Below are 22,915 nucleotides of genomic sequence, written 5' to 3' on the forward strand. Positions count from 1 at the left end.
TTATAGTAAATTTTTTTTGAATAATATTTTCAAACTAGCAGCATCTAAACCAAGTAAATTTTGGAGTTCATTAACTGTACCGTGTTCCACAAAATTATCAGGAACACCAAGAGTTTTTATTATATTTTTATAATTATTTTCTGAAGCAAATTCTAAAATAGCGCTTCCAAAGCCTCCTTTTACAGTGCCATCTTCAACTGTAATAATCGTTTTGTATGTTTTAAAAATTTCATGAAGCAATGTTTCATCTAAAGGTTTAAGAAAACGCATATCATAATGAGATACATTTAAATCTGTAATAGCTTCAGTAATATTTTTAGCAATGGTACCAATGCTTAATATAGCTAAGTTATAACCGTTTTTAAGTTGTATTCCTTTTCCAATTTCAATTTTTTCAAAAGGTTGCTTCCAATTAATAGTTACACCACGCCCCCTAGGATATCTTATAGCAATGGGTTGTTTTAACTTTAATTGAGCAGTATACATTATATTGCGTAACTCTATTTCATTTCTTGGAGCAAAAATGATGAGGTTAGGAATACACCTTAAGTAGGCTAAATCAAAAACACCATGATGCGTAGCCCCATCTTCTCCTACTAAACCAGCACGGTCTAAACAAAAAATAACTGGTAAACTTTGTAAAGCTACATCATGAATAACTTGGTCATAAGCACGCTGTAAAAATGTAGAGTATATATTACAAAACGGAGTAAGTCCTTGCGTTGCCATACCTGCGGCAAGTGTTACAGCATGTTGTTCTGCTATGCCTACATCAAAAGCGCGTTCTGGTATTTGTTGCATCATATATTTAAGAGAACTTCCTGTGGGCATTGCAGGGGTTATGCCAATTATTTTTTTGTTCTTTTGGGCTAATTCAACAAGGGTATGCCCAAAAACATCTTGATATTTTGGAGGTTCTTTGGTGTCAGATTTAATAATAACTTCACCAGTAGTTGCATTAAATTTACCAGGAGCATGGTATTTTACTTGGTCTATTTCAGCTTGTTTTAATCCCTTCCCTTTGGTGGTAATTATATGTAATAATTTAGGGCCATTTACATTTTTTAACCGTTCTAATTCAGAAATAATTTTATTAATATCATGACCGTCTATAGGTCCAGAATAATCAAAATTAAGTGCTTTAATGATATTATTTCTTTTTTGAGTTCCTTTTTTTACATTGGTTAAATATTGCTTAAGTGCCCCAACACTTGGGTCTATACCTATGGCATTATCATTTAAAATAACTAATAAGTTAGCATCTGTAACACCCGCGTGATTTAAAGCTTCAAAAGCCATTCCGCTAGCAATAGAGGCATCACCTATAACAGCAATATGATGTTTATTTTCTCCTTTAAGTTTTGAAGCAATTGCCATTCCTAAGGCGGCAGAAATAGAAGTAGAAGAATGCCCTACACCAAAAGTATCATACTCACTTTCATCTCGTTTAGGGAAGCCGCTTATACCTCCTAATTGTCTATTGGTGTTAAAAATGTTTTTACGTCCTGTTAAAATTTTATGTCCATAAGCTTGGTGACCAACATCCCAAACCAATAAATCTTCAGGTGTGTTAAATACATAGTGTAGTGCAATGGTTAACTCAACAACACCTAGACTAGCACCTAAATGGCCTTCTTTAGTAGCCACAATATTGATTATAAATTGCCGCAACTCTTTAGCAAGCCAAGGTAATTCGTCTTGTTTTAAAGAACGTAAATCTTTAGGTGAATTAATATATTTTAATAACTCTTTTGGCACAGAACAAAAGTACAAGAATGAAATTGTATTTTTGCTATTATGATACAACCTTTTGATGATAATTACTTTATGCGGAAAGCTTTACAAGAAGCAGAAATAGCTTTTAATAAAGGCGAAATACCTGTTGGAGCAGTTATAGTAATTGATGGTAAAATTATTGCTAGAGGGCATAATTTAACCGAAACATTAAATGATGTTACTGCCCATGCCGAAATGCAAGCTATTACAGCTGCAGCCAATTTTTCAGGAGGTAAGTATCTTAAAAAATGTACATTGTATGTTACTTTAGAGCCTTGCCAAATGTGTGCTGGTGCTTTGTATTGGAGCCAGATTTCTAAGATTGTTTATGGCGCTAGAGATTTAGAACGAGGGTACATTAATTTGAAAACAAAACTACACCCCAAAACAATCATAGAAGGAGGTGTATTAGCAAACGAAGCTAGTGATTTGTTAAAACGTTTTTTTATAATGAAACGAAATTTGAACTAATTTTTCTTTTCTTTTTGAGATTCTCTCATTTTATCTAAATTCTCTTTAGTAAGCATGTAATCTTTTAAGTCTTTGCCTTTCCAACGATAATAAGAAAATAACGGGAACACTACTAAAAATAAACCAGCTACTCCAAAACCTATAAGTTTTTCAGAATAATTAACATTTAGGGTAAACCCTAAAATAATACTTGTAAAAACGGCAATTACTAATATGGCAATGAGATACTTCATGTAATTGTTTTATTATTTAGTAAATTTTATAAGTTGACGTCTATAAGCGGTTAATAATTTTGATTTTGAAATATATCCATAGTATTTGCCTTGTTTTACTACGGGTAAATTCCAAGCGCCTGTAACTTTAAATTTCTCCATGATATCGTTCATTGAGTCGGCATCATAATCAATAATGTCGGCATCGGCATGCATGAGGTCTGCAACACTTACTTTGTCATAAAGGTCTGCTTTAAACATCATGTGCCTAATATCATCTAGTCTAATAACACCTAAAAATTCATGTTTATTATTAATTACAGGAAAATGATTTCTGGATGATTTAGCTACAGCTTCGTTTAGAATTTGGCCTAATGTCATTTCTGGTTTAAGAGTAATAAAATTTGTTTCAATTACTTTTTTAATATCTAGAACCATAAGCACATTTTGGTCTTTGTCATGTGTCATTAATTCTCCTCGTTCTGCCAATTTCATTGTGTATATAGAGTGTGAAACATAAAATTTAGTTATGGCAAATGATATGGCGGCAACAATCATAAGGGGTACAAAAAGTTCGTGCCCGCTTGTTATTTCAGCAATAAGGAATATGGCAGTTAGTGGAGCATGTAAAACTCCAGCCATAAGCCCTGTCATACCTAAAAGAGTGAAATTAGCTTCGGGTACAGAAAAATTCATACCTATATTGTTAACAATTTTAGCAAAAGCATTACCTAAAACACTTCCCATTATTAGTGTAGGTATAAATATGCCTCCCACGCCACCAGCGCCAAATGTTGTGGTCATGGCAACGGCTTTAAAAATAGCAATACCTATAAGTAGCGTAATAACAATCCAAATGTTGTTTAAATCTAAATTTAAGGGGGTTTTACCTATAGCAGCAAGGTGGTCTCCTTTTAATAGGTTATTCATAAGATTATAACCCTCACCATAAAGCGGAGGGATAAAATATAGCATGGTTCCAATAGCAACGCCTCCAATTAATAAGCGTAATGCTCTACTTTCAAATTGTTTAAAAAAGTTAGTAATAGAAAAAAATACTTTAGAAAAATATACAGAGGCAATAGCTGTTACAATACCTAAAGCAATATATATAGGTAGGTTGTTAAATTTAAAACTATCTTCTAAATCAACATGTAGAAGAACATCGGTACCAAGAAACATATAAGATGTTATAACAGCAGAAACTGATGCTAAAAGTAAAGGGACTAAAGAGGTAAAAGCAATGTCTAAACTAAAAATTTCAACAGCAAAAATAATAGCAGCAATTGGCGCTTTAAACATAGAAGCCATGGCTCCAGCAGAGGCACAACCAATTAAAAGTAAACGTGCTTTGGTATTCATATGGAATAGTTGAGCAGTGTTTGAGCCTAAGGCAGAACCAACACTAACTGCAGGCCCCTGTAGTCCTACAGATCCACCAAAACCAGCTGTTAATGGTGCCGTTATTAAAGCTGCGTAAATATTATATCTAGGAAGAATGCCGTTAAGTTTAGATAGCCCATAAAGCGTTGTAGAAATACCATGACCTATATGTTTTTTTAACCAAGTTTGCTTTATAACATAAACTAAAGCTAAACCAATTATGGGGAAAATAAAATAAAGGGTATTTTGATAATTTTTTAAAAAATTTAATTCTAATAATGAACGGATAAAATGAGTAAGGTTTTTAAGTACAACAGTACCAGTTCCTGCTAATATGCCTACTAAGATGCTTAATATATAAATAAACTGCTGTTCTGAAAGGTGTTTGTATTTCCAGATTAAAAACTTACGTAATAGCTTTTTAGAGTTTTCAGGCATAATATGCTAAAAATAGTAAATTATTAGTGGAAAATCTTTTAGGATTAAGAATTTCCTTGAAGTGTGATTAATTGACGTCTATAAGATGTAAGTAATTTTGATTTTGATATAAAACCATAGTAAGTTCCTTCGTTTTTGGTAACAGGTAAATTCCAAGCACTACTATCTTGAAATTTTTGCATAATATCAACCATTTTATCTTTGTCTAAATTTATAACCTCTGGTGGTTTGTGCATGAGGTCGCTTGCTAAAATTCTTTTGTATAGTGATTGATCAAACATTATTGGTCTTAAATCATCTAGTAAAATAATGCCCTTTAATCTTTTTGAATCTTTTTTAACAACAGGATAAATGTTTCTATTAGATTTTATAACAGCATTTTGTATTATTTGCTCTAAAGTCATTTCGGGATTTACAACAATAAAATTTCTTTCAATAACCTTATCTATGTTCATTAATGTTAGTACAGCATGGTCTTTATCATGAGTTATTAACTCACCTCTTCTACCAAGTTCCATATTATAAACAGAATGTGGTTTGTAGTATTTTGTAATAGCGAATGAAATACTGGCGGTAAGCATTAAAGGAATAAAAAGTTCATAACCTCCAGTAAGTTCTGCAATTAAAAAAATAGCCGTTAAGGGAGCATGTAAAACACCAGCTAATAAACCTGCCATACCTACTAGAGTGAAGTTACTTTCTGAAATGGAAGTATTAAACAAACCACAATTATTTATAATTTTGGCAAAACAATTACCCATAATGCTCCCCATAAACAGTACAGGAGCAAAAATACCACCAACTCCTCCTGCTCCAAAAGTAAAACAACTGGCTATAATTTTAAAGAACATGAGGCCAATTAATAGAATAATTATACTCCAAACATTATTTAAATCAAGGTTGAATAAGTTGTTTTTAAGAGAGAGTTCAGGATGTCCTGCTATAAGACTATTAATTAAATCAAAGCCTTCACCATATAAAGGGGGCATTAAAAAAACTAGTAGTCCTATACCTAAACTACCAACCAATAATCGTTTGATTGGTGAAGAGAGTTTTTCAAAAAAATGGTGAATTTTATCGTAAACATTGGTAAAATATATAGAAACAAAAGCAGCTACAACACCTAAAACTATATAAAATAAAGCATCAGAAAGGTAAAATTTATCTTCAATTCTAAAAGGTAATAAATTATCATTTCCAAAGAAAAAGTGAGAAGTTAATATAGCTGAAATTGAAGCGAAAAGTAAAGGAAGTAATGACGCAAATGTAAGGTCTAAACTAAAAACTTCAATAGCAAAAACTAGAGCAGCAATAGGAGCTTTAAAAATAGAACTCATAGCACCAGCGGCAGCACAACCAATAAGCAAATTTCTTGTGGTTTGGTTCATGTGAAACATTCTAGCTATGTTTGAGCCTAATGCAGCACCAGTTGCAACTGTAGGGCCTTCTAATCCTACAGAGCCACCAAACCCAACCGTTAAAGGAGCCGTTAAAATGGAACCGTACATTTGAAACCGCTTCATAATACCTTTTCGTTTTGAAATAGCATATAAAGTTGAAGGTATACCATGACTTACTTTTTGTCTTATGATATATTTCATAATAAAATAAACCAGAGTAAGACCTATAACAGGAAATACAAAATAAAAGGCATGATGATAATAGGTTATAAATTTGGTTTCAAGTAAATGTTGAAAAAAATGAGTTAAGTTTTTTAAAACAACAGCACCTAAACCAGCTGTAAAACCAATAAGTATACTAAGAATAAAAACAAACTGTTTGTTAGAAATGTGTTTAGCTCTCCAAATTAATAGTCGCTTTAAAATTGTTTCCTTTGGCATAACCCTTATTATTAAAAAATCCCGCTAAAAGCAGGATTTGTAAACATTATGATTTTAAATTCAGTTTTAAACTTAATTCTTCAAGTTGTTCATCATCAATTGGGGCAGGGGCGTCTATCATTACATCTCTACCTGAATTATTTTTAGGGAACGCAATAAAATCTCTAATAGTTTCTTGTCCGCCTAAAATGGCTACTAATCTGTCTAACCCAAAAGCAAGTCCACCGTGTGGTGGCGCTCCATATTGAAAGGCATCCATTAAGAACCCAAATTGCGCTTTTGCTTCTTCTTCGGTAAATCCTAAATAATCAAACATTAAGGATTGTGTTTCTTTATCATGTATTCTTATAGAGCCACCTCCAATTTCGTTTCCGTTTAATACTAAATCGTAAGCATTGGCTCTAACTGCAGCAGGATCTGTTTTTAATAATTCAATTTGTCCTGGTTTTGGTGCAGTAAATGGATGATGCATGGCGTGGTAACGTTCTGTTTCTTCATCCCATTCTAATAACGGGAAGTCTAAAACCCAAAGCGGTGCAAACTCATCGGGTTTACGTAATCCTAAACGTTCTGCTAATTCCATACGTAAAGCGCTTAATTGGGTGCGTACTTTATTTTTATCTCCAGAAAGCACGCAAATTAAATCGCCTGGTTTAGCACCTGTTTCTTTGGCCCATTTTTCTAAATCGTCTTGGTTATAAAATTTATCTACAGATGATTTAAACGTTCCATCTTCGTTACAACGACAATACACCATGCCTAAAGCGCCTACTTGCGGACGTTTTACCCAGTCTATAAGCTTGTCTATTTCTTTACGTGAAAAACTGTTTCCTCCAGGAACTGCAATACCAACTACTAATTCAGCTTGGTTAAATACGTTGAAATCTTTGTGTTGGGCAACATCGTTTAATTCGCCAAATTCCATTCCAAAACGAATGTCTGGTTTGTCGTTTCCGTATAAACGCATAGCGTCATCGTAGAGCATTCTTGGGAATTTATCAATTTCAACACCATTTACTTCTTTTAATAAATGACGCGTTAAACCTTCAAAAGCATTTAAAATATCTTCTTGCTCAATAAAGGCCATTTCACAGTCTATCTGTGTAAATTCGGGTTGTCTATCGGCACGTAAATCTTCATCTCTAAAACATTTTACAATCTGGAAATACTTATCCATACCACCTACCATAAGCAATTGCTTAAAAGTTTGTGGCGATTGTGGAAGTGCGTAAAACTCCCCTTCATTCATTCTACTTGGTACCACAAAATCTCGGGCACCTTCAGGTGTAGACTTAATTAAGTAAGGTGTTTCTACTTCAATAAATCCTTCGTTCGATAAATAATTACGTACTTCTTGGGTTACTTTATGTCTAAAAATTAAACTGTTTTTTACAGGATTTCTACGAATATCTAAATAGCGATATTTCATTCTTAAATCCTCGCCACCATCGGTTTTATCTTCAATAGTAAACGGTGGTATAATAGCTTGGTTAAGTATGTTTAATTCTGAAACTAATATTTCTATGTCTCCCGTTGCCATATTGGGGTTTTTAGAGGCTCGTTCTATAACGGTTCCCTTTACTTGAATTACAAATTCACGACCCAATTTTTGTGCTTGTTCTATAAGCTGTTTAGAGGTGCGTTCTTCATCAAAAACCAATTGCGTAATACCATATCGGTCTCTTAGGTCTACCCAAACAATAAACCCTTTATCTCTAGATTTTTGAACCCACCCTGCAAGGGTTACTTCTTCATTAATATTTGAGGCTCTTAATTCGCCACAATTATGACTTCTATACATAGTGAAATTTTGATGTGCAAATTTACAGAATTAGTCTATAGATTAACCATTTTATGTCGCTTTTTTAAAGGTTTAAATAGTTATTCATAAAAGCTCATTTGTTACTTGTCGAAAAATATTTTTAAAAGAATTTAAAAAAGTAATTTTAATAAAAATAAATTTCATCATGATAAATTTTACCACTAACAAAATCTTGAGTGTTTTTTTCTGTTTATATTCTTTTTGTTTTGCTTTAAATGCGCAACAGAAAACAGGAAATATTGTTGAGTATTTTGGGAAAGAAAAAGTTAATGATATTGAAGAAGGGAAATTACTGCATATTTTTAAAACCGGTTTAACATTAAAACTTCAAAATAGTGGCGTTAATTCATCTACATTTCCTAAAGACCCAGTTTTTAATAAATTTTTAATGAATCCGGAGTATACTGCATCAAAAAATAAAGTGTTTGATGTTGATTTTAAAGGTGAAGAATTAAAGTGGAAACCAATCAAAGTAGATTCTACAAATTCTTTTAGAGACCGAAACTTAAGGTCTAGCTACTTGTATTTAACTTATAAATCTAATACAGAAAAAGTAGTACTGTTTGAAGCATCGGGACATACACTGGCCTTGATTAATGGTTATCCACATGAAGGCGATTATTACGATTATGGATGGAGTTTAATCCCCATAAAACTTAAAAAAGGTACTAATGTATTTGTTTTAAAAGTAGGACGTTTCCCTAGAATCAGAGCAAGATTAATTGAACCTAAAAACAATGTGCAAATTACAACCAGAGATTTAACCCTTCCAGATGTTTTAATTGAAGAACCAAAAGATTACTTAGCTGCAGTAAGAGTTGTTAATGCTACAGAAAATTGGATAAAGAACTATAAAATTATTTCTAAAATCGATGGGAAAACCAAAGAAACAAAAATTCAAAATTTACCGCCGCTTAGTGTTCAAAAAGTGGCTTATACAATTGCCCATGTAGCAGATACTTCAAAATTAGGGCGGATAGAAATGACTTTAAATTTATCAAACGGAAACCAAATAGTAGATACCAAAACCACTACAAATATTAGGGTAAAATCTAAATACAAAAAACATAAACGCACTTTTATAAGTAAAATCGATGGCAGTGTACAGTACTATAGTATAGCACCAACAACTCAAAAAAATCAAGATTCTTTGGCTATGTTTTTATCTGTACATGGGGCATCGGTAAAAGCAGAAAATCAGGCTAATGCCTATAAACAGAAAGATTGGGGAAATGTTATTGCACCCACAAACAGACGTCCTTTTGGGTTTGCTTGGGAAGATTGGGGTCGTTTAGATGCATTAGAGGTTTTGGCTGAAGCTAAACGAATTTACAAGCCCGATGAAAAACGCATATACCTTACCGGTCATTCTATGGGAGGGCACGGAACTTGGTACCTAGGGGCTACTTACCCCGATAAATTCGCTGCATTGGGGCCCTGTGCAGGATATCCAGATTTATTACTTTATAGAGATAGGATATCAAACAGAATATTACAAATGTCTGAATCTCAAAAAAAACGGTTAGGAATAACCCCAAAGGTTTTAGAACGGATGTTAATGAGGCAAGAACCTACTGCAGTTGAAAACATGATTACAAGAGCGGGAACACCCAGTAGAACCTTAGAACTTATTCGTAATTATTTGCATCATGGTATTTATATTTACCACGGTGAAAAGGATAATGTGGTGCCAACAGCCATAGCTAGAGATATGAGAGAACGCTTGGGGAAATTTCACTCAGATTTTACCTATTACGAATATCCCGAGGGTACACATTGGTATGGCGATCATAGTATGGATTGGCAGCCTATTTTTGATATGTTTAAAAACCGAACTATAAAAGATGATAAAGATATTGACGAACTAGAATTTTACACCGGATCTCCGGGGGTGTCGGCAAAGTCGCATTTTATTTCAATCTATCAACAAGAAGAGGCTTTTAAAATAAGTTCATTTAAGTTTTTAAAAGATGAAAATTATACAATCACTACCAATAACGTGGCAGTATTAAAGGTTGAATTTTCTAAATTGAAGGATACCATAAGCAGTTTGGTTTTAGATGGAAAAACCATAAAGATAGATAGTGGGGCAACCATGTTTTTTAAGAAGAGAAATGGTGAATGGCAGGTAACTTCAAAGCCAGATCTAAAAGAGAAAGGCCCACACCGCAATGGTGGTTTTAAAGATGCTTTTAGAAATAACGTAGTACTGGTTTATGGAACAAAAGGAACTAATGTAGAAAATAAATGGTATTACAACCGTGCTCTTTTTGATGCTGAAAAATTTTGGTATCGCGCTAATGGAAATGTTGAAATGATACCAGATACTGATTTTTCTTTAAAAAAATACACCGATAGAAATGTAGTTTTATATGGAAATAAGGATAACAATGCGGCGTGGAATAAGCTGTTAAAAGAGAGCCCTATTCAAGTGGAGCAAAATGCCGTTCATTTTGATGGAAAAACTATAGAGGGGACTAATTGGGGGATGTATTTTATTGTGCCAAGAACAGACTCTAATACAGCCAGTATTGGTGTAGTTACAGCCACAGGAGAAACGGGAATGAAAGCAGCTTACGCCAACCACTATTTAGTAAATGGTACCACATTTCCGGATGTTTTATTATTTGATGCCGAGGTATTGAAAGATGGTGTTGCTGAAGTGAAGTGTGCAGGCTTTTTTGGAAATGACTGGTCTGTTAAACATGGCGATTTTGAATGGAAATAATTTAAGGATTATTTAGATATAAAAAAGAAAACCCGATGACTGATACAGTCATCGAGTTTTCTGTTATTTAAATAGTTTTATCTAAAAACCTAAGCTTCTTTTAAATTTTTTGTTGTACCCAATTCTTGTTCTATTAACACATTATCTTGTACGGTTCTGTGTTTGTACAATCTCATTTTAAATTTGGTAACCAAATAAAATAAAATAGGTACTACTATAAGTGTTAAAAAGGTTGCAATTAAAAGCCCATATATAACAGTCCAAGCTAATGGTCCCCAAAAAACAACATTATCACCACCTACATAAATATTGGTATCAAAATCATTAAAAAATGTAAAGAAATTAATATTTAGTCCTGTAGCTAAAGGAATTAAACCTAAAATGGTGGTGATTGCAGTTAAAAGTACAGGGCGTAAACGCGCTTTACCACCTGTTATTATAGCTTCTTTTAAATCATCTGTTTTTAAATATTGATTGTCTTCATAATCTAATTCAGCCTTTTTTCTATCAATTAAAAGTTGTGTGTAATCTAAAAGTACTACTCCGTTGTTCACAACAATACCAGCTAATGAAATAATACCCATCATGGTCATCATGATAACAAACGGTTTGCCTGTAATAATTAAACCACCAAACACACCAATTAAGCTTAAGAAAATAGCCAACATAATTATGGCAGGTTTAGAAACGGAGTTAAATTGAAAAATTAATATGAAAAAAATGAGTCCTAAACCAGCAAAAAAGGCTTTTATTAAAAAGGCCATTTGTTTGGCTTGTTCTTCTATTTGCCCGGTGTAGTCTACCTTTATATTATCAGGTTTATCGGTAAACGCTTCCATTTCTTTCTGAATTTTAGAAACAATAGCTGCAGCATCAGTGTAACCTGGAGCTAATGCCGAATATAGCGTAACAACACGTTTAACATCTCTATGTTTAATGGCACTATAACCAGAGGTATTACTTTGTTTAGCAACGGCAGATACTGGAATTTCTTTAATTTGACCAGAAGCCATATCTCTAAACGTAATTTTTTGGTTAAAGAGGGCACTTTTATTATACCTGTTATCTTCATTAAAGCGTACGTAGATGTCATAATCTTCACCGTCTTTTTTGTAAATGCCAGCTTTAGCACCAAAAATAGAATTACGCAATTGTTGTCCTACTTGACCTGCAGATATACCAAGCTCTCCAGCTTTTTTTCTGTCAACTATTACTTTCATTGAGGGTTTAGATTTGTTAACATCTATTTTTAATTCATCAATCCCTTCAATGTTTTTAGAGTTTATAAAATCGCGCATTTTTTCGGCAGTAGCAATTAACTCAGAGTAATCTTCACCTTCTAATTCTAAATTAATAGGGTATCCTGTTGGTGGGCCAACCGCATCTTTTTCAACAGAAATGGCAACACCAGGGTAAATACCTTGTAATGCTTCTTGTACTTTTTTAAGCAGCTCTTTACTGTCTGCGCCTTTTCTAAATTTAAATTCTCGCATGGTAGCGGTAATTTTACTTCGGTGAGGCATTTCAGCTTGAGAGCCTCCATCAGTTTGTGGGTTTCCAGCTCCTTCACCTACTTGAGATACGGCACTTTCTGTAAGGAAATTATAATCACCATTCATATAGGCTTCGTCATTTATAATTTTATAAACACGATCTTCAATACTCTTAGTAATAGCATTGGTTTTTTCTATATCGGTTCCTTCAGGATATTCTATATAAACAATAATTTGGTTAGGGGTATTATCTGGGAAAAATTCAACTTTGGTACGTTGGCTTCCAACAGACATTCCAAATCCCATAAAAGAGATAATGAGTAACACAAATGTACCTACAGAAATGATTACAGGCCATTTGCCTTTAAAGGCACCACGAAGTGTGGTTTCATACCAACTTTCCCAAATGGGTAAAATTTTATTTTGAAATGCAATAGTCCAATCTCTTAGAAATAATCTATAAATCCAAAGCAATATAACTGTAAATATCATTACAGATCCTAACCCTCTTGCAGAACCTCCAAAAAGAAGAATTAGCGCCCCTGAAATTCCAACTATTATAGAAATTCTAATGATGCTTTTTAAAGGCATTTCTATGTCTTCTGTGGTCATATATTGTGATACTAAAACCGAATTAAAGAAGATAGCTACAAATAGGGAAGACCCCAATACTACACCTAGGGTTTTGGGAAAGAAAATCATAAATTGCCCCATAACACCAGGCCATAGTCCTAAAGGAATAAAGGCTGCTACTGTGGTGGCTGTTGAAATAATAATGGGGAATGCAATTTCACCAATTCCTTTTTTAGCAGCTTCAAGTCTGCTTAAGCCTTCTTCATTCATAAGGCGGTATACGTTTTCAACTAAAACAATACCGTTATCAACCAACATTCCTAGCCCCATAATAAGGCCAAATAAAATCATGGTATTCATTGTGAATCCCATAAAGTTTAATATCATTAATGACATGAACATGGACATAGGTATTGCAAACCCAACAAATAGCGCGTTTTTAAACCCTAAAAAGAACATTAAAACCGTTACAACCAGTATAATACCAAATATGATATTGTTTACTAAATCATCTACCTGACCTATGGTTTTAGTAGATTGATCGTTAGAGATGGTAACAGTTAAATCTGGTGGAAATACTTCTTCAACGGCTTTCTCAACAATAGCTTGAATTTGTTCTGCTGCAGCTACCATGTTTTTTCCAGCACGTTTTTTAACATCTAGCATCACTACTGGGTGCCCAAACTCTCTTGCGTAAGTGGTTTTGTCTTCTTCTTTAAAAGAAACTTTAGCAACATCTTTTAAGTAAATAGGGTTGTTGTGTTCTGATTTTACTACGAAATTTTCAAGCTCTTCAGGAGTTTCAATTTCACCAATAACTCTAATGGTTCTTCGTTGTCCGCTAGCAATTAAATTACCTGCAGACAGGGTCATGTTTTCATTGCTAATAGTGTTTATAATATCACTAAAACTAACTTGAGCAGCCATCATTTTGTAAATATCAACGGCAACTTCAACTTCTTTTTCTTGTGCCCCACGAATATCTACTTGCTTAATTTCTAAAAGGCCTTCAATTTCATCTTCTAGATATTCACCGTAATCTTTAAGTTTATCTATGGGATAATCTCCAGAGATATTAATATTAAGAATAGGCATTTCTTCAGAAATACTTAAATCGAACACATTAGGTTCTACTTTTGCACCGTTAAAAGTTGGCCAATCTTCGCCGGCGGTTTCAGAGTCAACCTCGTCTTTCACCTTTTGTTTGGCAGCTTCTACAGTTATGTTTTCATCAAACTCAACAATTACAATAGAATAATCTTCTTGAGAAGTTGATGTGATTTCTACAACATTGCTTACGGTTTTTAACCGGTCTTCAATAGGGTCTGTAATAAGTTTTTCAATATCTTCTGCGGTGTTGCCAGGATATATTGAACTGATGTAGATTTTAGTTTCTTTAATTTCAGGAAAGCTTTCTCTAGGCATGCTAAAATAGGCGCTAGAACCTAAAATTAAGATAACAGCAATTAAAACGTACATGGTAGTTTTGTTGCCAATAGCCCATGATGATAAGCCAAATTCTTTATCTACTTTTTTTGTGTTTTTCTTTTTACTCATTTGGTGGTAGTCTTTTTATAATTAGGCAACTTATAAATTAAGAATTTTAACTTCTTGCCCCTTTTTTACACTTCTTGCACCTTCATTAATAATTTCCATATTGCTGCTTAAACCAGATAAAATTTCAATGTGATCACCTTGTGTTTTACCAGGAGTAATAATTACGCGTTCTACTTTTGCGTGGTCTCCATTTTTATCGGTTATGGTGTAAATGTACTGCTCGCCTTCGGCATTTTCTGAAATGATACTTAAAGGAATTAAAATGGCTTTTTCATTGGTGTAATCATTTATTTTAAGTTTTGCAGTTAGGTTAGGCTTTATTAAATTATCTTTATTAGTAATAGGTACTTGTATTTTAAAAGTTCTATTGGCAGGATTGATGAAACTTCCTGCTTGACGAACTTTGGTATCAATTACTTTATTAAGAATTGGGAATTCTACTTTCACATTTTTACCAGTGGTAATACTGGTTATGTAAAGTTCTGGTACATCGGTTTCAATGTACATATCTTTTAAATTTACAATTCTAAAAAGAGCAGATTGCCCTGGAGATACTAGGGTTCCTTCATCTGTAATAATATCATCAATAATGCCTGTAAATGGTGCTCTAACAGAGGTTTTTGCTACTTGCTCTTTAAGTTGTTTTGTAGCTTGAAGTTGTGCTTCATAATTGGCTTTAGCTTGTAGGTATTGTAACTCGCTACCAATTTTTTGTTTCCAAAGACGTTCTTGACGCTCAAAAGTGGTTTTTGCCAAATCTGTTTGAATTTGTAATTGAGAAAGTTGCATACTTAAGCCACCATCATCAATTTTGGCTAATAATTGTCCTTTAGTAACACGTTGCCCTTCTTTTACATAAATTTTGGTTAATACCCCACTAAATTCTGCATTGATAACCACATTTTGATTGGTGCTTACATTACCTTGTAATTCAACATAATGTTTAAAAACCTGTTCTTGGGTTTTAAAAGTGGTAACTAAAGGAATTTTATGTTGAGGGTCTAATTCTTTAATTTTTTCTTCTAATTGCTTTATTTCAGTATCAATTTCTTGAAGATTTGTTTCTAGTTCTAATTTCTTTTTTCTTATTTCTGTAATATCATTAGAAGCAATAATATCGTCAATAGATTTATTTTTATCTCCACAGCTACTTAAAATCACCGTAAAAATTATTATTGGAATGTAAAATTTGGTTTTCATTATTTATGGTTTAAAGGCGTGTTTAATACTTTATCTAATTCTGCTTTATTGTTAATTAAGTCTAGCATTGCTTGTAAAAATTCTTGTTGAGATGCGTAGAGTTGCGTTTGAGCTTGTCTTAAATCAAAACTTGAAGAAATACCTTCAAAAAACTTGGTTTGGTTTTTTTGTTCTATGCGTTCTGCTAGTGCTAAATTTTGCTTTTTGTTTTCATATTCTTCAATAGAAAACAGGTAATTGCTTTTAGCTTGAGATATTTCTAATTTTAATTGTTGTTTGGTGTTTTCAAAATCGTTTTTAGCTTTTTCTAAATTAATTTTAGCTTTTTGGGTAGCAGCACTTCTGCCCAATGAACTAAAAATAGGAATGTTCATGCTTACTCCAAAAAGAGAGGCTCCGTACCAGTCTTGTTCTTTTTTTAAAAAATCAAATTGTTCACCATAACCGTTATAACTACCGTTAACAAAGGCATTTAAAGTTGGTAATGCTTTGCTTTTTTCTAGTTTTAAAAGCAACTCATTAGAGCGAATGTTATTAGTAGCTATTTTATAATCTATATTGTTTTCAACAGCGTTTTCGCTTTCAAAAATGTTTAGAGTAATATTTTCAGACGCTAAACTTTCTAAAGAATCTGTTAAGGTTATTTTGTTTTGAACATCTATACCTAACGTTATATTTAACATTTGGTAAGCTATGTTTTTTAAACGTTGGGTGTTATTTAAATTACTTTGTACACTAGATAATGTGATTTGTAATTGCTCTACACTTTCTTCTTCTTCAAGGCCATTTTCATAAATCTTAGTTATTTCATCTAAGTTTTTTTGTAAAACTTCAATGTTTCTTTTTAAGATACCAATACTTTCTTCTGCAAGTAGCACGTTTCCGTAAGCATTAATAACGGCTTGTCTAATTTCTAAATCGGTTTTTTCTTTGGCATTTTTAGAGATTTCTAAATACACTTTAGCCGATTGTAACCCAACTAGGTACGAACCATCAAATATTTTTTGAGAAAGTGTAGCGGTAGCTGTTAAAGATTGCTTAGTGGTAAAAATAACTTCGGCATATTCTCCTGGGTTACCACCAAAAAATTCAGCAGGAATAAGAGATATTTGTTGTTTTAGCCAATTATTGTAATCTATACTAGCGTTAATTTGCGGTAAACCTGTAGAGGTTGTTTCCCATTTTTGTTTTTTGGCAGCTTCAATATCAAGAGCAGCATTTTGCACGGTTCTGTTGTGCTCTAATGCGTAATCTATAGCTTCTTGTAAAGAAAAACTAAGGCTGTTTTCTTGCGAAAAAAGCCCAAAACTACTTAATAAACTAAAAAATAAAATTAGTCTGTTTTTCATGTTTTTATGATTGATTTGAATTGATGTGGTCATTTAAAATTTCTAGTCCTTTGTGAGTACAAATACCACGTAAGTGATATTCTATATAGTTATCCATAAGCATAGGCATGGTGAATTTATCTTTGGGAAAAAGGTTGTTGTCTTTTATAATTGTCATAGAATTAAAGTACATTCTAGAAATAAAATCTATATTAATATTCTTTCTGTAAAGTCCTTCTGCTACGCCACGTTCTAAATTTTTTTTAACACACCCAAGCATAACGTCAAATTGTTTGTTTTTTAAAGAGTTGTAAATTTTAGGATAGTATTTTTGAAGCTGATATTGGGGTGATGATTTTTCGTTTTTAAGGTGTTCCATCACAAATTGCTTAATACTATATATTTCTTCAATAGGGTTTTTGTTTAACTCACAAATGCATGCAATACCATTTGATATTGATTCAAACAAGCGCATTGTGGTTGCCTGAATTAGTTTGGTTTTATTAGAAAAATGGACATAAATGGTTTTTTTAGATATGCCTAAATTGTTAGCAATATCGTCCATTGTTATGCTTTTAAACCCGTAGTTTAAAAATAACTCTCCTGCCTTATGTATAATCTTTTCTCTCATTTCAGAGCGCAAATATAGTTAAGGAAACTTTAAAAACCAATATAGTTTCCTGAGTTTTACCTTTTTTTAACACTTAGTTTACTTTAATCCTTTTTTATATAATGAATTCATTTATTTTTGTTCTATGCTATCCATAGAAAAATACCAACAAGAATTTGTTTTCTTTCTAAAAAGTTTTCAGATAAAAGAAGAGCCTAAGGGGTTGTATAAACCCATTGAGTATATTTTAAATTTAGGAGGAAAGCGGTTACGCCCTGTGTTAACATTAATGACTACCGATATTTTTGGAGGTAATTACAAAGAAGCTTTAAATGCAGCTTTAAGTGTTGAGGTATTTCATAATTTTTCTTTAGTACATGATGATATTATGGATGATGCACCATTGAGACGAGGCAAAGAAACCGTTCATGAAAAATGGGATATAAACACAGGAATTTTATCTGGTGATGCCATGTTAATTATGGCCTATCAACTGTTTGAAAATTACCAAGCTAATGTATTTCAAAGTTTAGCTAAATTATTTAGTAAAACTGCTCTAGAGGTTTGTGAAGGGCAACAATATGATGTAGATTTTGAAACCAGAAATGATGTTACTATTACAGAGTATTTAAAAATGATTGAATACAAAACATCTGTTTTAGTTGCAGCAGCAATGAAAATGGGAGCCATTGTAGCAGGGGCTTCTAAAGAAGATCAAAACAATATTTACGAATTTGGTAGAAATTTAGGAATAGCTTTTCAATTACAAGATGATTATTTAGATGCATTTGGTAACCCAGAAACCTTCGGTAAACAAGTAGGAGGTGATATAATAGAGAATAAAAAAACCTATTTATACTTAAAAGCTATAGAATTTTCCTCTGGAAAAGAGCAAGAACATTTAAAGCATCTTTATAATATTGAAACTAATAAAACTGATGAAAAAGTGTTTGCAGTAAAAGAGATATTTAAATCTACTGGAGCAGCTAAAGCTACACAACAAGCAGTTGAAGCTTATACAAATAAAGCTTTTCTTGTTTTAGAAAATTTAAATATTTCTGAAGAGAACAAGTTGCTTCTAAAAGAGTTTGGAACTAGTTTAATGAGCAGAAACGTATAATGCAACTCCCAACAACTTTTGAGGCTTTAGTTGAAGAAGCTAACAAATTAGATTTATACAAAAAATTAATTTTTCAATTAAATAAAGATTTTTTACTAGCTAATATTGATTTAGATTTTCATGAAGATATTTTACCAACAAGTTTAAAACTTTTGCTTCATGAAACCATTTACACGCTTATTCAAGAGAAGTTTGCAGATTATTTAAACCTGCTTTACATTGTTGATGTTTCAGAAAAAGCAATTAAATCTTTAAACGGCAATGATACTGTAAAACTAGCAGAAGAGGTGTCGTTTTTAATCTTAAGGCGCGAATGGCAGAAAGTTTGGTTTCGCAATTGCTATTAATTAGTTTAAAAACAACACCACCTCTGGTTACTAGTTTAGCTAAAACTTTGTTCTAATTCTTTAGCCTTAGGGTGTAAAATATTATTTTCTAAATGAATATGTTGGTGCAAATCTTGCTCAAATTCATCTAGTTTAGCGTAAAGTGCTTTAAAAGTGTTACAAGCTCCTTCTGGAGGAGTATAATTGTTAGTTAATTTTGCTATTTTTTTAAAGATATTGCCTGCTGTTTCGTGCTCCTCTTCCATCATTTTTATAGGATTATTAACGGTCTCAAAAGGAGGTTTAGTTAACTCTAAATCTTCATTTTTATATTTTAATAATTTTTTAATGTATGGAAATAGTATGATTTCTTCTTTTTTTAAGTGGGCTGCCAACTCATTAGCAACTTCTGTAAAGAGTTTGTTAATTTCAACTACTTCGGTGTAGTGATGTCCATGAACTTTGGCTACTTTGTTGGAGTATTGTAAAATTAAAGGTATAGATTTTTCTACATACGCATGATGAACGTTGATAATGTGATCTATTAAAAAGTCTAATTTCCAAGAGTTATAATTATAAGCTTTTGGAGCTTCGTTTACTTGTAAGAGTTCGTTTTTAAGCATTTGGTAATCAAGCTGTTTTTTTTCGCAAGCTTTTTCAATGGTTATACCGCCTCCACAGCAAAAGTCTATACCATGTTTTTTAAATACATGAGCGGTTTTAATATTTTCTGCTACTACTTCTGCAACTGTTTTATTTTCGATTGTTTTCATAGTTTTAATTTAATAAAAGATATTTTTATCTTTTTTATTTTGAAATCAAAAGTAGCAAGTTTAATGAAATAAAAACATGACATTTGTTATTTTTTTGTGCTAAAAATCTTTTTTTCTGGATTTAAAAACAATTCTTGTTATTGGTAGAATAACCCAAAGTGAAAGTGTTAAAAAGGAAATAATGAGTCCGAAATTAGTGCCAAAAAACTTTTTAAATATAGCGCCTGTGTATCCTAGTAGTGCTGAAATATCTAATTTTAAAAGTATAAGCGTTCTTGATAAATCTATGGGGTTTAGCATGGTGCCCACTAATGATAACTTATCTAGCGGATAATCTTCAAAAATAATTAAAGACATTAAAAAGATACCATCATAAATAATAGCTAAAAATAGCCATAGCAAAATGGCATACCCAAAACCTTTAATTTTATTTTCGTTAGATAAGGCTATATTAAAAGCTAATGCTGTAAAAATAAAGGTAAGGAAACAACCTGTTGTTAGTAATAATAGAAAATCCCAAATTACAGTCGATTTAAATAAACCGTACAGTATAAAAGGAATGCCCAAGCCTAAAATTAAGCTCATTGAAAGAGAAATAGCTACACCTAAATATTGGCCTAAAAAAATAGATGATCTTTTTAATGGTTGTGCTAAAAGCAGTTCTGTAAACTCTTTTGAATTGTAGTAATACATTACACCAAAAATAGTACCTATTAGTGGTATTAAAATAATAATAACGTTCATTAGTGTTATTACTGCTTTAGATAGATCATGGTTTAGAAATAACAGCACAATACCTAACAACAAATAAAAAGCAAAGTAAACATAACTCCAACGGCTACGCATTAAATCAAAAAAACTATATTTTAATATTTTAAGCATGATTATTTGTTAAAATTGATGCAATGGCATGTTCAAAATCTGGTTGATTGGTCTTAGTTTTTAATTCTAAAATACTTCCTTTAAAATAAATTTTTCCTTCAAGAAGAAATACAATTTCATCTGACACTTCTTCAACAAAACTCATAATATGTGAGGTTATTAAAATTGTTTTTCCTTTAGCTTTTTCTTTTTGAATAAGTTCTTTTAATCTAATTAAGGCAATAGGGTCAAGTCCTGTTGTGGGTTCATCTAAAATAATAAGAGGACTATCAAACATAAAAGTTAGTACTATGTTTACTTTTTGTTTGGTGCCACCAGAAAGGTTTCCTAGTTTTTTATCTAAAAAAGGCTCTAGCTCAAAAGTGTTAATTAAGTGTTTATCTGTTTCAATTTTCCCTCGTAAATCTTTAATCATTTTAATTAGTTCCTTTACTCGTAAATTATTTGGGAAATTGGCTATTTGTGGTAAGTAATCTATTTTATGTTTGTAACTAGCATTGTTTTTTATATTCTTACCTAGAACAGAAATTTCACCTTTATTAGGTACAACCATTCCAAGAATAGACTTAATAAGTGTGGTTTTGCCAGAGCCATTTGGTCCTAAAATGGCAAAAATTCCGCCTTCGTTAATGGTTAAATCTACGCCACTAAGAACTACGTTTTTATTAAATTTTTTATGTAAATTTTTAATGGTTACCACGTTATTTTTTTTGTTGCTGGGTTATTGTCTAATAGGTTATTGGGTGTAAAAACAGGAGATACTTTTTCTGAAAAATCAATAATATCTATAAATAAACTGCGTAATAAAATAATGGTTTCGGGTGTTCGATTAACAATATATGAAAATAGTTTTACGGGTCTGTAGGGCACATCTCCAATGCCGTCTTTATTTAAATCATAGCCAGTATAACTGCTCCAATAATTGTTGTCGAAAATATTATCGTTCACTTTACTGTTATAGGCAATATCAAAAGAGTTATATAAAAAATTATTTTCTAAAAAACTGTTAGTATAGCAAGCACCTCTTACTTTTATAGCCCATCCATTATTAATAAAATTGTTGTTTTTATAAATGATGCGGTTAGAGCCTTCAATATTAATTCCTATGGTGTTTTCATTAAATGAATTGCCAATAATTTCGGCATCGTTAATTTCTTTTAATAGCATACCGTACGACGCCGTACCCCAATTTTCTTTAAAAATATTGTTGTACATTTTAATATGTTTTGAGAACATAACAGCAACACCTGCTCCGTTGTTTTCAAAGGTGTTATCTTGGTAACTGTCGTTATTAGAAAACATAAAATGTAAACCATAACGCAGGTTATTAGAGCTTACATTATTTTTAATTAAACAATTATTTGCAAACTCTAAATAAATACCATCTCTAACATTTTGAATATAATTATGTTCAATTTCAACATGGTTGCTATACCAAAGCTGAATGCCGTTACCAGAGTTATACTCTTCAACAGCATCACCAATAATTTTGTTATGGTAAACTTTTCCATGGTTAGATTTTTCTATATAAATACCGAAAAATAGTTTTTCTAGCACCAAGTTTTTAATAATAAAATGTTTGCTTTTTTGAACTCTAATAGCTGCAAAATCTTCAGTATAACTTGTTCCTACATTTATTATAAATAAACCATCTACTGTAACATTATCTGAAGTAATAGTAATGATTTCTCCTTTTAGTTCACCATCTATAATAGGGTAGTTTTCTCCAACTACGGTTAAGGGTTTATCAATTACAATATTGTATTCTTTATAGGTGCCTTTTTTTACAGAAATAGTATCAAAATCATGAGCTGTTTTAATAGCTTTTTTTAATGAATTTATAGGACACGAATTACAAACCGTAATTGTTTTGGCATATAGTAGCTTGTTACTATAACACAAATAAAGAGCCAGTAACAATATGTAGTTTAATAGTTTCATAATAGACCTCCAGATCTGGCGCTAAAACCAATTAGTACAAATAAAACAGAAATAATAGTTACAGAAATTATGTGAAGCGCTAATGGTTTTAAAGCGCGTTTTGGTATTAAAAAGAATCTTGCATGCACTGCTAGAATTACGGTGCATAACAGCAAGATTAGTTTAAGGTAAATATGCTTATTGAAATGGTTTGAAAAATCAAAAGAAAGAAAACCTTCTTCTGCATATTGAATTGCCATATAAACTCCAGAAATTAATAATGTTAGTAATGCAGGAATACCAATTTTTTCATATTTACTTTCAAAAGACTCTATAATATCAAAGTCATTTTTAAGTAAAGCTTTAGGTAAAAAAGTTAAGGTTAAAATAAGATGTCCACCCGTCCAAATTGTTGCGGCAAGGATATGAATAAAAACAACAAATTTAAGTATCATTTTTAAA

At 32.0% G+C, this 22,915-nt stretch carries 18 protein-coding genes; 4 read left to right on the plus strand and 14 right to left on the minus strand.

Translation table 11 applies throughout. From position 1 onward, the window contains the following. Entirely contained in the window at positions 1 to 1,758 is a 1,758-nt protein-coding gene (dxs, locus tag J1D01_RS01695; RefSeq protein ID WP_421149608.1) for a 1-deoxy-D-xylulose-5-phosphate synthase, read from the minus strand. Positions 1,759 to 1,797: 39 nt separating this feature from the next. Between dxs and J1D01_RS01700 the strand changes: the two genes are divergently transcribed. Then, entirely contained in the window at positions 1,798 to 2,247 is a 450-nt protein-coding gene (locus J1D01_RS01700) for a nucleoside deaminase (protein WP_421149609.1), read from the plus strand. On the opposite strand, the gene J1D01_RS01705 is transcribed toward J1D01_RS01700, so the two are convergent. The 4 genes from J1D01_RS01705 to aspS are packed head-to-tail and all read right to left on the minus strand — an operon-like array spanning position 2,244 to position 7,922. Further along, the gene (locus tag J1D01_RS01705) at positions 2,244 to 2,480 is read right to left on the minus strand and encodes a hypothetical protein (protein WP_372935155.1); all 237 of its coding nucleotides are present in this window, start codon (positions 2,478 to 2,480) and stop codon (positions 2,244 to 2,246) included. The two genes, J1D01_RS01700 and J1D01_RS01705, sit on opposite strands and share 4 nt — an antisense overlap. A gap of 12 nt (positions 2,481 to 2,492) precedes the next feature. Beyond that, positions 2,493 to 4,280: a chloride channel protein gene (locus J1D01_RS01710; RefSeq protein WP_372935157.1), complete on the minus strand. Its 1,788-nt coding sequence runs from the start codon at positions 4,278 to 4,280 to the stop codon at positions 2,493 to 2,495. Between the two features lie 44 nt (positions 4,281 to 4,324). Beyond that, a complete protein-coding gene (locus tag J1D01_RS01715) occupies positions 4,325 to 6,121 on the minus strand; it encodes a chloride channel protein (protein ID WP_372935159.1) in 1,797 nt (598 codons plus the stop codon). A 46-nt stretch (positions 6,122 to 6,167) separates the two neighbouring features. Next, positions 6,168 to 7,922 (minus strand): aspartate--tRNA ligase, encoded by a 1,755-nt coding sequence (gene aspS, locus J1D01_RS01720; RefSeq protein ID WP_372935161.1) that lies wholly within the window; start codon positions 7,920 to 7,922, stop codon positions 6,168 to 6,170. 166 nt (positions 7,923 to 8,088) lie between these two features. Here aspS and J1D01_RS01725 point away from each other — a divergent pair, with 166 nt between their 5' ends. Then, positions 8,089 to 10,671, plus strand: a complete 2,583-nt coding sequence (locus J1D01_RS01725) for an alpha/beta hydrolase-fold protein (protein ID WP_421149610.1) — start codon at positions 8,089 to 8,091, stop codon at positions 10,669 to 10,671. Between the two features lie 89 nt (positions 10,672 to 10,760). Here the strand turns inward: J1D01_RS01725 and J1D01_RS01730 are convergent, their stop codons facing one another. From J1D01_RS01730 to J1D01_RS01745, 4 genes are read right to left on the minus strand one after another with little or no spacing between them, the layout of a single operon-like run. After that, positions 10,761 to 14,294 carry an efflux RND transporter permease subunit gene (locus tag J1D01_RS01730; RefSeq protein ID WP_421149611.1) on the minus strand — a complete coding sequence of 1,178 codons (3,534 nt, stop codon included), beginning with the start codon at positions 14,292 to 14,294 and terminating at the stop codon, positions 10,761 to 10,763. A gap of 30 nt (positions 14,295 to 14,324) precedes the next feature. After that, positions 14,325 to 15,494, minus strand: coding sequence for an efflux RND transporter periplasmic adaptor subunit (locus J1D01_RS01735; RefSeq protein ID WP_421149612.1), 1,170 nt, complete (start codon positions 15,492 to 15,494; stop codon positions 14,325 to 14,327). Continuing rightward, positions 15,494 to 16,843, minus strand: coding sequence for a TolC family protein (locus J1D01_RS01740; RefSeq protein WP_372935182.1), 1,350 nt, complete (start codon positions 16,841 to 16,843; stop codon positions 15,494 to 15,496). The genes J1D01_RS01735 and J1D01_RS01740 overlap by 1 nt, the downstream gene beginning before the upstream one ends. A 4-nt stretch (positions 16,844 to 16,847) precedes the next feature. Next, a complete protein-coding gene (locus J1D01_RS01745; RefSeq protein WP_421149613.1) occupies positions 16,848 to 17,453 on the minus strand; it encodes a TetR/AcrR family transcriptional regulator in 606 nt (201 codons plus the stop codon). Between the two features lie 124 nt (positions 17,454 to 17,577). Here J1D01_RS01745 and J1D01_RS01750 point away from each other — a divergent pair, with 124 nt between their 5' ends. Then, complete coding sequence (locus tag J1D01_RS01750) at positions 17,578 to 18,552, plus strand: polyprenyl synthetase family protein (protein WP_421149614.1); 975 nt, start codon at positions 17,578 to 17,580, stop codon at positions 18,550 to 18,552. After that, positions 18,552 to 18,899, plus strand: a complete 348-nt coding sequence (locus tag J1D01_RS01755; protein ID WP_372935173.1) for a hypothetical protein — start codon at positions 18,552 to 18,554, stop codon at positions 18,897 to 18,899. The genes J1D01_RS01750 and J1D01_RS01755 overlap by 1 nt, the downstream gene beginning before the upstream one ends. A 35-nt stretch (positions 18,900 to 18,934) precedes the next feature. Here the strand turns inward: J1D01_RS01755 and ric are convergent, their stop codons facing one another. The 5 genes from ric to J1D01_RS01780 form a co-directional block, all read right to left on the minus strand. Next, positions 18,935 to 19,651: an iron-sulfur cluster repair di-iron protein gene (gene ric, locus J1D01_RS01760; protein ID WP_421149615.1), complete on the minus strand. Its 717-nt coding sequence runs from the start codon at positions 19,649 to 19,651 to the stop codon at positions 18,935 to 18,937. A gap of 99 nt (positions 19,652 to 19,750) precedes the next feature. Further along, positions 19,751 to 20,533 (minus strand): ABC transporter permease, encoded by a 783-nt coding sequence (locus J1D01_RS01765; RefSeq protein WP_421149616.1) that lies wholly within the window; start codon positions 20,531 to 20,533, stop codon positions 19,751 to 19,753. Continuing rightward, complete coding sequence (locus tag J1D01_RS01770; RefSeq protein ID WP_421149617.1) at positions 20,526 to 21,233, minus strand: ABC transporter ATP-binding protein; 708 nt, start codon at positions 21,231 to 21,233, stop codon at positions 20,526 to 20,528. Before J1D01_RS01770 ends, J1D01_RS01765 begins: the two co-directional genes overlap by 8 nt. After that, entirely contained in the window at positions 21,227 to 22,474 is a 1,248-nt protein-coding gene (locus J1D01_RS01775) for a nitrous oxide reductase family maturation protein NosD (protein WP_421149618.1), read from the minus strand. The genes J1D01_RS01770 and J1D01_RS01775 overlap by 7 nt, the downstream gene beginning before the upstream one ends. Continuing rightward, positions 22,471 to 22,908, minus strand: a complete 438-nt coding sequence (locus J1D01_RS01780; protein WP_421149619.1) for a CopD family protein — start codon at positions 22,906 to 22,908, stop codon at positions 22,471 to 22,473. The genes J1D01_RS01775 and J1D01_RS01780 overlap by 4 nt, the downstream gene beginning before the upstream one ends. Positions 22,909 to 22,915: the final 7 nt, after the last annotated feature.

Origin of the sequence: Seonamhaeicola sp. NFXS20, from assembly GCF_049132085.1 — a bacterium.
Lineage (GTDB): Bacteria > Bacteroidota > Bacteroidia > Flavobacteriales > Flavobacteriaceae > Seonamhaeicola.